Here is an 11074-nt window from a genome sequence, read left to right as displayed (position 1 = left end):
AAACAAAAAAAATGAAGAAGAACATATCAATGATACTGGGTTTTGCCGCTGTGCTGGCAACATCCGCCTGTAACAAGGATTTCCTGAACCAGACAGACCCTAACAGTCAGACGGTAGGCAATTATTTCCAGACAGAGAACGATGTACTGCTGGCCGTGAACGGTGTGTACCAGGCCCTGAGAAGCAACAACGCACTCGGTGAAGGCAGCGGATTATTTTCGGAAGAACGCTCTGACAATACCGGCCGTAACGACAACCAGTCGAACGCCGGCGAGCCTTTCCAGTTTGGCGATTTCTCCCTGCTGCCGAGCAATACCTACCTGAAGTCCCACTGGGTGGATATGTACCAGGTGATCTCCCGGGCCAACCTGGTATTGTCCAATATCGACAAAGTGACGTTTGCCAGCGAGGATACGAAGAAAGGGTATGCTGCAGAAGCGAAGTTCCTGCGTGCACTGGTCTATTTCCACATGGTGCGTAAATGGGGGGATGTGCCTTTGGTAACAAAACAACTGAGCCTGGATGAGGTAAGGGCAAATACTTTCCGTTCAAAAGATACCGCCGTGTACAGCCAGATCGTAGCCGATCTGCTGGATGTGGTGAACAGCCCTCTGCCCGATTTCCAGACGGGCGCTAATATCGGGAGGGTGTCAAAGGCCGCAGGCAACGCATTGCTGGGACAGGTATACCTGACCATGGCAACTACCATCGCCAATGGTAAGCGCGATGAAAACCTGGCCAAGGCAAAACAGTACCTGATGGCTTGTTACGACATGCGTAAGTTTGGCGCACTGAAAGACATCCCTTACACTGATGTTTTCAGTGTAGACAAGAAAAGCACCTGTCCTGAGCTGATCCTGCAGATCGTGTACAAACAGGGTGATGCCACTTACTCGTCCGGTATAGCCGCCAATAACCAGGCGAACGGCGAAACCATCAACTCACAAAAAACAGCCAGTGGCGTGGGCGGTAATGTAACTGCTGACCTGATCAACGAATATGAGGCCAATGACCTGAGAAAGGATTTCTCGGTGCACTTCGCCAATGCCAGCAACGTAAAAGACTGGTATATCACCAAATTCCGTGATGTCAGCGATGCGGCAGGCAAGAATGGCTATGGCGGTAACGACTTCATCCTGATCCGTTATGCAGATGTTATCCTGATGCTGGCGGAGGTGAACATGTACCTGGGCGATAATGCGACGGCTGTTCAATTCCTGGATATGGTGCGTGAAAGGGCTGGTATGCCGGCTTATGCCACTGCCATGCAGGATGCGGCATATAGTGCAAAATTCCCTACGCTGAAACTGGCCATCCTGCACGAGCGCCGCATAGAGCTGGCTTTCGAGAATCACCGCTGGTTTGATCTGCTACGCGCCTTCAGCACCCAGGAGCTGGTGGATTATTTCCATGCAAAAGACCAGGCGTCCTTTGGTATTGCGAAGCTGAGCAATTTCACAACGAAAGACCGGTATTATCCGATCCCGTTTGACGAGTACAAACTTGATCCTGTAAAAATGTATCAGAATACAGGATATTAATACGATAGATGAATGTAACAGGGGGCGCTTAGCGCTAAGTAGCCCGGTTTCAGTAAGGGATCTCTGGCTGTAGTTCTTCGAAGCTGCGTGCTATCAGGCTTTAAGAATCGTGTGGGCTGTTGAATAAGCATGAAACTCCTGTCAATCCTATGAACATGCTTCGAACAACTAAGGCCGGCGATTCCCATCTGAAACCGTTGCTACTTATGCGCGGCCTCAGAAGATATTGCCCGCTGTGTAACAGAATAACGTTTAGACTAAGACGGATGCCGAACATTTTAGTGCTTTTCCCGTATTGATTTGACACCCAATCAGGCGCATTTGACAAGCGGTGTATTAAAGCGAAAATGGAAGGACTTTTTGCCGCTTTTTTACCGTCCAGATACCGCTTTGATACCGCTAATCTTACGTTAATCTTACGTTCACGGACGTAAGATTAACGTAAGATTAGCGGTATCAAAGCGGTATCTGTCAGGTCCTGAAATAGGTTTACACCTTAAAAAGTGTAAAACATGCAAAATTCAAACAATCAGAACAAAGGTGGACGCAAGGGACGCCTGGGACCACAGTTCCAATATGAGCAGTCGTTCATGAACAAAGTCGTAGCCGATTACATGGCCGGAGACCAAAGCATGAGCCAGGTCGCAGCTCGTTATAAGATCACTAAACCACAAATAGCTTATTGGTACTCTCTTTTTTCTTCCGAACTTAGGCAAACGACTTTGGAAAAACCCATAATATCTACGGCCATGACAGAACAGGAAAAAAAGGAGTTTGATGCTTTAAGAAAGCAAAATGAAGAACTCCGTAAAAAGCTGGAACATGCCAATTTAAAGGCATTTGCTTTTCAGACAATGATCGAAGTTGCTGAAGAACAATTTAATATTGAGATCCAAAAAAAGCCTGGTACCAAGCCGTCTGCAGAGTAAAAGAACATTATCCGGACAAGGATTTGGGTAATGTTTGCGGACTGTTTGGTAAAAGCAGACAAGCTTTTTATAAGCGGAAAAACAGCGATCATCAATTTGGCCTGGAAATGGCCATCGTTCTTGACAAAGCGGAGCAAATCAGAGCTTCACAAAAGCGACTGGGCGCCAGAAAACTTCATAGAATGCTTTCACAAACTCTTCAACATCATAAAATTAAATTAGGCAGGGATCGATTTTTCAATCTGTTGGCTGAAAATGGAATGCTTGTCCGTAAAAGAAAACGTAAGAAAATACGGACTACCGATTCTAATCATCCCTTCAAAAAATATCCTAATCTGATTAAAGAGCTGAAGCTTAGTCAGGCTAACCAGGTGTGGGTTAGTGATATTACTTACCTTCCTTTGGTAGGCTCCCGGTTCTGTTATTTGAGCCTGATAACTGATGCTTATTCAAGAAAAATCGTCGGTTATTGCTTACATCCATCACTGGAGGCCGAAGGGCCTATTGAGGCCTTAAAAATGGCTTTATCGGATATAAAGAATCCCATCAAATATAGCCTGATTCACCACTCTGACAGAGGGTCACAATATTGTAGTAAAAACTACATAGAATTACTTAATGATAGTCACGTCGGCATTAGTATGGCCGAGAAGGGCAACCCGTATGAAAATGCCATTGCTGAGCGAGTAAATGGAATATTAAAGTTAGAATTTGGCCTGGACCGGTTATTTAAAAACTATGAAGCCGCGGCTGCTATAGTAGCAGAGACTATCCGCATCTACAATGAACAAAGGCCTCATACAAGCTGCGACTATCTGACTCCGAATCAGGCACATACAAAACAAGGGGAATTAGTAAGGAGATGGCGAACCAAGAAAAAAGATGGTCCAAAATCAGGATTAACAGCAGATACTGTCAACCTGATCCAGGACTAAAATCTAAAGAAAACAACCTTTTTAGGATTATCTTTTAATATTGTAAAATTCAAACGGATTATCTCACCAAAAGTGTAAACCTATACCAGGATAAGACAATCAAAGCGGTATTTGTATCCCCAATCAGCACCCCAAAAAAAGACCGCTTCCTTGCTTTTTGTATTATCTTTTCACTATATTGAAATCGGGGAAACCTACTCCCTTGATTCAACCAAATCTAAGCTATGCGTAAATGTTTGCTGTTCATCTCCTTAACCCTTTTTATCTTTCCTTGTAGCCCACTTTCCGCACAAACGAAGCAGTATATCACTGACAGCAGTTTACAGGTCCCTTTAAAGGATGGTACGATACTGAGCTGTATGCTGGTGTACCAGAAGGATGCTAAATGGCCTTTACCGGCTGTTTTAAGGATCAGTTGTTACCCGATGGGCAATGATACTGCCCGGGCACAGTTCGTGGCAGATAGCGGCTATGCAGGCGTTTTTGTGTATAACCGGGGAAAGCTCCATTCGGGGGGAAGTTTTTATCCTTTGGAGAATGACGCGGCAGATAATTACGAGATCATCGACTGGGTCAGTAAACAGGCCTGGTGTAACGGGAAGGTAGGTATGTACGGCGGCTCTTACCTGGGATTTGCACAATGGGCTGCGATGAAAAAGGTACATCCTGCGCTGAAGACCATTGTACCACAGGTGGCGGTAGGGCCGGGTATTGATTACCCTAATCCCGGAGGTATATTTCTGACCTATTGCCTGCAATGGCTGAAGCTGGTGAGGAATAACCGTTACATGGACATGGCTACGTTCACAAATCAGCAGAAATGGAAGGATCTTAATACGGAGTACCTCTTGCGGGGACTGCCGTTCAATAAACTGGACTCCCTGGAGGGCAGCGGTATGGATACAGTTTTTCAGCGCTGGATCACGCATCCCGGATACGACGACTTCTGGCAAAGGATGACGCCTACAGCAGAGGAGTTCTCGCGGATCGGTATTCCCATCCTGACCACTACCGGTTTCTTTGACGACGATCAGCGGGGCGCTATGCATTATTACAATATGCATAACCGGTATGGCCCTAAGGATGGGGTGAACCGGCACTATCTTTTTATCGGGCCCTTTGACCATGCCGGCGGACAGGGTGGGCCGCGGAGGAATTTTATTCCACCTTACCATATCGATACGGTGGCCATGGTGGATCAGCGGCAGCTGGTGCTGGACTGGTTCAGCTACACGCTGAAAGGGGGGAAGAAACCTGCATTCCTGCAGGACAGGATCGCGGTATTTGCGATGGGAGAGAACAAGTGGCATTATTTTCCTTCGATAGAGAAAATGAACAGGGACACCCTCTCGTTCTATTTGCCCGCGAAGTCGGGTGAGACTTTACACACAAAGAAAAGAAATGGTAGGCCGCTGGTATTCTCTTATGATGCTGCAGATCCTGTTGACGATACGATCCTGATCTATGACGGCGCCAGTTCCATCATCTCTGAAGCCGTTTTCAGAAAGAAATACCTGCTCACTTTCAGTACCGCGCCTTTGAAAGAGGATATGATCATGAACGGATCGGTTACCGCCGATCTTTGGTTGTCGTCAGGTACGCCCGATGCAGATATCATGATCAGTTGGTGGGAAATTGATGCGGAAGGGAAAAAATGGCCGCTATCGCATACTGTGCAACGCTTGTCTTTAAGTATCGATAAAACAACACCTGTTTACTGGAAGGAACATGAAGTACATCACATCACACTGGATGATACTCCCTGGATCTGTAAACAGCTGAAAAAGGGCAGTCGTATCGTGATGACCATCAGCCCTGCGTCAAACCTGTACTGGCAAAAGAATTACGGGGCCGCAAAGGATGTGAGTCAACAGACCCTGCTGGATACATTACTGCAGGAACTGAAATTTTATCCTGAGTCCTATTTCAGTGTACCTGTCATGTAGCGGGTTATACTTATCATGAGTGCCAGTTATTTAAGGACGTAGTAACCCAAAGCGAGCCACAGAAGGCCTTTGAGCAGGAAGAAGATGAAACCCCAGAAGCCAATACGCTTGATCCATTTAACAAAATTCTTCCTGGGAGGAGGTGTAGTTTGTTGTTCCATATACGTTAACATGAATGGCGATGCCCTGCAAGTTAAGGGATTGTCGGTATTGTTTGAAAACCAGGCAGGAAAAATAGCAAAACATCCTGATATTCATGAATATTTGTATATATTTGTGCCCATTCTATAACCACAACCTGATAAAACCTCATGGGACAAACCAAATTACCTGAATTCTTCCACTGTGATGATTATTTTATTGACGAGAAGGTGGGCTTGTTGAAATTTGCGAATGCATATAAAGTATTTAACCAGGATGGTCAGCAGATCGGGAACATCCGCCAGGAAGTGCCCCTGTTGCATAAATTCCTGCGGCTCCTGCTGGATAAAAGGATCTTCCCGTTCACACTGAATATAGTGGATACAAATGAGCAGGTGGTAGCTTCTATTCACCGTGGCTGGACATTCTGGATGTCGAAGATTGAGATCCGCGACATGAACGGTGTTGTAGTAGGCGGCATCAAACAGAAGTTCAAATTTATGAAACCACTGTTCCACATCCTGGATGCCAATGGCGCTGTGCTGGCAGAGATCAAGGGCGACTGGAAAGCCTGGAATTTCAAGATCGTGGATACTGCTGAAAGGGAATTGGGCGCTATCACCAAGAAATGGGCAGGCGCTTTCAAGGAAGTATTCACTACGGCAGATAAATACCGCGTTACCATAGCGAAGGAGTGCCCGGAAGATATCAATAAGATGGCGATCGTAGCGGGGGCTATCACTATTGATATGGTGCTGAAGGAATCCAAGTAACAAAAAATAATGTGTGAGAGGCTGTATCATAAGAGTATGGTACAGCCTCTTTTTATTTGAACACATTGTATCCCGGCTTCCGGAACCGGTTCCCGATATTCCGGTGGCCTGATATTTGACGAGGTTGCTTTTTGAATGATCTGTGTTTTAAACCATATCTTATGCACGTAGGCAGGCAACAGCCATTGTTTTGTATCGGAATCGGCTGTTCCGCCGGTGGCCTGGAACCGACATGTGCGTTTTTTCAACAGGTTGTGGAAAAAACAGGTGCTGCATTTGTCGTGATTCCCCACCTTAGCAGGGAGCATAGGAGTAGATTCAGCTCTATTTTAGAAAAGTTTACGAATATGCCGGTACATAAGGTAGAAGACGATATAAAACTGGAAACAGATCATGTCTATGTACTTGCGGAAGACAGGATGATGATTGTGGAAGACGGTTATTTGAAAGTGCGGCGGCGTTATTCCAGGGAGGTCATTAACAAGTCGATCGACATTTTCTTTAAGTCCATGGCGAAAGCCTACCGGGAAAATGGCATCGGGGTGATATTGTCAGGTATGGGCAATGATGGTATTGAAGGTATTAAAGTAATTGAGGATTATCATGGGCTGGTCATTGTCCAGGACCCGGATACGACCGATTTTAATATCCTGCCGCAGGGCGCTATTAACAAGGACGACCCGCATGCGATCCTGCCACCGGCAGACATTGCACGTTTCCTGTTAAGGCACCTGAAGATCGATAACAGCGTAAATTGAGATGATTCGTTTTTTACATATCTTTAGCCGTTCTAAAGTATTGGTTAAACGACCAGGCATAAAGTAAAGCTGTTTGCATGTTGGATACACATACTGAAGGTGAGTTGAACAGGAGGCGATCTGGTTCCGCACCCAATGCTGCATTGAAAAGTATTTTAGCGATCCTGTCGGAATCTTCGGGTGTTGACTTCCTGCAATATAAGCTTTCCACTATTACGAGGAGGCTCCAGCGGAGAATGTCGCTTGTAAATGTCCAGGGGTTTGAGGAATATCTTACGTTCATAAAAGAGAATGAAGACGAACAAAATATTGTTTATGCGGATCTGCTGATCCACGTCTCTTCCTTTTTCCGTGATGAAAGCAGCTTTGAATACCTGTTGAGGTATGTACTACCGCAGGTAGTAAGGCAGGCGCGTGATAAGGAAGAGCAGGTGCGCATATGGGTAGCGGGATGCGCTACGGGGGAAGAAGCCTATTCCATCGCCATCTGTCTGTATGAATTAATAGGAGATGAACACTTCTCCAATAAGGTGAAGATCTTTGCAACAGACCTTTCCGAAGCCGTTATTGCCACAGCGCGCAAAGCCGTTTATACAAAGACACAAGTAGCGGGTGTATCCGCAGCACGGCTGGTGAAATTTTTTACGGAAAGGGAACAGGGTTACGAAATATCTGCTACTATCAGGGATGCATGCGTGTTTGCCTGTCACAATATGTTGACAGATCCTCCCTTTGCAAACCTGCATCTCATCAGCTGCCGTAACGTGCTTATTTACATGCAACCGGTACTGCAGAAGAAAATGCTGAGCATATTTAATTATGCGCTGACAGACCGTGGTTTTCTGTGGCTGGGCAAGTCGGAGACCAACAGATCGCCCGACCTCTTTGATATGCCGTCAAAGAAAACGAAGATCTACCTTAAGAAAAACGTAGATAAATGGACGCTGAGAAATGCGTTTCCAACTAATAAAAAAATAAAGCATATGACACCAAGCTTTGATCAGGAGAGGGATGGGAATATTGATGCTCAGAAGGCGGCCGACAGTATCATACTTTCTATGTATGCACCGTCTGCTGTGCTGCTCAATGAAAAATTCGATATCATTGAATTCAGAGGTGTTACCATGCAGTTTTTCGAACACGGGCCTGGTAAAGCCAGTCTGAACATTCTGAAGCTTGCTCACAGGGACCTGGTACATAGTCTCAGGAGCGCGCTCAGTCATGCGCAGTCCGCCAGAAGAAATGTCAGAAAAGAAGGCCTTACCATCGCAACGGGAGGGACAACGCTCAATGTATCATTCGAAGTAGTACCTATCAGCAATCTGCATGAGAGCTATTACCTGGTGATCTTCAATCATCAGCAACAGCAGGACCTGAACGGAGAGCTTACTGCTGTGAGAAAACCGGAAGTACCTGAAACTACCGATGAAAAGAACCTGCGTATTTTGCAGCTGGAAAAAGAAGTGCAGCGCTATAAAGAAGAACTGCGTGCTGTTGCGGAGGCGTATGAAGCGACCAATGAAGAACTGCAGTCTGCCAATGAGGAGCTGAAAAGCCTGAATGAGGAACTGGAAGTATCGCAGGAAGAGCTGCAGGTCATCAATGACGAACTCAGCACCCGCAATAACGACCTGGTGGAAAGAAATAATCAGTTGAACAATGCGAGGTTGTATGCAGAATCCATTGTCAACACCGTACATGAATCCCTGTTGATCCTCGATACGAATATCCGCGTAGTCAGCGCCAATGCCTCCTTCTATCGTACCTTCAAGATGGAGCGGAAAGAGACGGAAGGAAAACTGCTCTATGAACTGGGAAACAAGCAATGGAACACTTCCGAGCTGCGTTCGCTGATGGAAAACCTGATGACCTCCAGGACGCCCTTCGCCAATTATGAACTGACTTATAAGGCTTCCGCCAACGGATTGCGGACCATCAAGATGAACGGTCAGCTGATCACTTCTCAGGACCTGCGGGAAGAGCTGATCCTGATTGCCATAGAAGATATCACCGAAGTAAGGGAGGCCAGGGAACGCATTGCCCGTAAACAGGAAATAGTGCGTACCAACGAGGAAAGGCTTCGCCTGGCGCTGGATGGTACCCGTACAGGCACCTGGGATTTTAATCCGCTTTCCCGGGAGTTGTTATTGTCTGACAAAAGCCGGGAGCTCTTTGGCATCACTTCCACGGCGCCAATGGAATTTGACAGTTTTATCAAAGCGATTCATCCCGCCGATGCGCCGGCAGTACAGGCGCGCATCACTGCAGCCCTGGCAGGCAAAGACAAGGGATATATCAATATTGACTTCCGGATCAACCTTGCCGACGACAAAGTGACCTGGATATCGTGCAAGGCACAGGTATTCTACGACGAGAACGGAACAGCGGTGCGTGTACTTGGCGTGGTAACAGACATCACGGAGAGCAAGCAGTTTGAAAAACACCTGCAGGAGGTGAACAACAAACTGAATTTCGCCATGCAGACGGGCAGACTGGGCTCCTGGGAACTGGAAGTACCTACCGGTATCATGCATTGTAATGAGCAGTTCCGGAGCAATTTCGGATTATCGTCACAGACCCAGCTCACATACGAAAAACTATTGTCGCTCATACTGCCGGAAGATGTACGCCGGGCGGATGAAGCGTTGCAGTATGCGCTGAACAACCGACTACTTTACGTCGAGGAATACCGGGTTAAATGGCCGGACAATTCCATCCACTGGATAGCGGCCACCGGACAAGGCGTCTATGATGAAGAGGGAACCGCAAAAAGGGTGATAGGTGTAGCGCTCGATATCACAGAAAGAAAACAGGCCCAGTTACATTTGCAGCAAAGTGAGGCCTATTTCCGTATGATTGCCGATACCGCGCCGGCAATGATCTGGATCGCAGAAAAGGACGGATCCTTCTCTTTCTTTAATAAGGCCTGGCAAAAGTATACAGGACGTACGCACGATCAGAATAAGGACAATGGCTGGTATGACATCATGCATCCGGAAGATACCGATAAATGGAAGATCAGTTTCAGCCGTTCATCCCGCGACAGGAAGAACTTTTATGCAGAGTTCCGCCTGAAACGATATGATGGCACCTACCACTGGCTGGCCTGTTCGGGTATACCGCGCTTCAATTCACAAGATGAATTTGTAGGTTTTATCGGGGCCTGTACAGATATCGACGATCAGAAGATGGTGGAAGACGCGCTGGAAAGGAAGGTCAGGGAAAGGACCATTGCCCTGGAAGACGCTAATGCCAACCTCTCCAAGCGGAACCATGAACTGGAGCAGTTTGTTTTCATCACTTCCCACGATCTCCAGGAACCATTACGTAAGATCCGCCTGTTTGCCGACATGCTGGAAAGCGTGAAGCCCGGTACGAGCAAGATCGATACGGCGCTCTACCTGCGCAAGGTAAAGCAGTCGGCCATACGTATGTCAGACCTGATCAGGGACCTGATCTCCTATTCCCGCCTGGAGCTGGGGGAAAATGCGTTCCTGCCCGTGGATCTCAACCAGATAGTAACCAACGTGATAGAAGATTTTGAACTGCTGATCAGGGATAAGAACGCCGTGATAGAAGTGGATGAACTGCCGGTGATAGATGCCGTGCCATTGCAGATGAACCAGTTATTCTATAACCTGATCGGCAATGCACTGAAATTTTCCGGTACGGAAGGCGACAGCCGGGTAACGATCACGTCCAATAAGATCTCGGATGCCGAACTGAATGACCTGCCTTCATTACCGGTAGGCCCTACTTATTACCGGATCGTCGTGGCCGATAACGGCATCGGGTTCAACCAGGCCTATGCAGATAAGCTGTTTGTGATATTCCAGCGACTGAACCAGAAGGAGAAGTTCGAGGGAACCGGTATCGGTCTGGCGCTTTGCCGGAAGATCATGGACATCCATAACGGTGATATCCAGGCATTCGGGGTAGAGCACCAGGGAGCGGCGTTCCACATTATCATTCCGGAAACGCAACAGTAGCTATACAATAAAATAGTATTTTCAGCGTAATATACCCACAGAAATGGCTCCGCTACGGGGCC

The 11074-nt window shown here is 47.0% G+C and carries 7 protein-coding genes; all 7 read left to right on the top strand.

Annotation, left to right across the window (positions count from 1 at the left end; genetic code table 11):
- Window positions 1-11 precede the first annotated feature (11 nt).
- The 7 genes from MYF79_RS19710 (at window position 12) to MYF79_RS19680 (ending at window position 11012) form a co-directional block, all read left to right on the top strand.
- The gene (locus MYF79_RS19710; protein WP_247809348.1) at window positions 12-1541 is read left to right on the top strand and encodes a RagB/SusD family nutrient uptake outer membrane protein; all 1530 of its coding nucleotides are present in this window, start codon (window positions 12-14) and stop codon (window positions 1539-1541) included.
- 512 nt (window positions 1542-2053) lie between these two features.
- Window positions 2054-2470, top strand: coding sequence for a hypothetical protein (locus MYF79_RS19705; protein WP_247809347.1), 417 nt, complete (start codon window positions 2054-2056; stop codon window positions 2468-2470).
- Between the two features lie 23 nt (window positions 2471-2493).
- Window positions 2494-3405: an IS3 family transposase gene (locus MYF79_RS19700; protein WP_247809346.1), complete on the top strand. Its 912-nt coding sequence runs from the start codon at window positions 2494-2496 to the stop codon at window positions 3403-3405.
- A 224-nt stretch (window positions 3406-3629) separates the two neighbouring features.
- Complete coding sequence (locus MYF79_RS19695) at window positions 3630-5351, top strand: CocE/NonD family hydrolase (protein WP_247809345.1); 1722 nt, start codon at window positions 3630-3632, stop codon at window positions 5349-5351.
- A gap of 311 nt (window positions 5352-5662) precedes the next feature.
- Window positions 5663-6265 carry a phospholipid scramblase family protein gene (locus MYF79_RS19690; RefSeq protein ID WP_247809344.1) on the top strand — a complete coding sequence of 201 codons (603 nt, stop codon included), beginning with the start codon at window positions 5663-5665 and terminating at the stop codon, window positions 6263-6265.
- A gap of 161 nt (window positions 6266-6426) precedes the next feature.
- Window positions 6427-7023, top strand: coding sequence for a chemotaxis protein CheB (locus MYF79_RS19685; protein WP_247809343.1), 597 nt, complete (start codon window positions 6427-6429; stop codon window positions 7021-7023).
- 77 nt (window positions 7024-7100) lie between these two features.
- Window positions 7101-11012 (top strand): CheR family methyltransferase, encoded by a 3912-nt coding sequence (locus MYF79_RS19680; RefSeq protein WP_247809342.1) that lies wholly within the window; start codon window positions 7101-7103, stop codon window positions 11010-11012.
- Window positions 11013-11074: the final 62 nt, after the last annotated feature.

This window comes from Chitinophaga filiformis (genome assembly GCF_023100805.1).
In the GTDB taxonomy this organism is placed as follows: Bacteria; Bacteroidota; Bacteroidia; order Chitinophagales; family Chitinophagaceae; genus Chitinophaga; species Chitinophaga filiformis_B.
This window is presented reverse-complemented; position numbering and strand designations above follow the sequence as displayed.

Excerpts from the sequence above, each read along its gene's own strand:
- MYF79_RS19705 (WP_247809347.1), top strand. The coding sequence starts at position 2,054 with ATGCAAAATTCAAACAATCAGAACAAAGGTGGACGCAAGGGACGCCTG.
- MYF79_RS19710 (WP_247809348.1), top strand. The coding sequence starts at position 12 with ATGAAGAAGAACATATCAATGATACTGGGTTTTGCCGCTGTGCTGGCA.
- MYF79_RS19680 (WP_247809342.1), top strand. The coding sequence starts at position 7,101 with ATGTTGGATACACATACTGAAGGTGAGTTGAACAGGAGGCGATCTGGT.
- MYF79_RS19690 (WP_247809344.1), top strand. The coding sequence starts at position 5,663 with ATGGGACAAACCAAATTACCTGAATTCTTCCACTGTGATGATTATTTT.
- MYF79_RS19685 (WP_247809343.1), top strand. The coding sequence starts at position 6,427 with ATGCACGTAGGCAGGCAACAGCCATTGTTTTGTATCGGAATCGGCTGT.
- MYF79_RS19695 (WP_247809345.1), top strand. The coding sequence starts at position 3,630 with ATGCGTAAATGTTTGCTGTTCATCTCCTTAACCCTTTTTATCTTTCCT.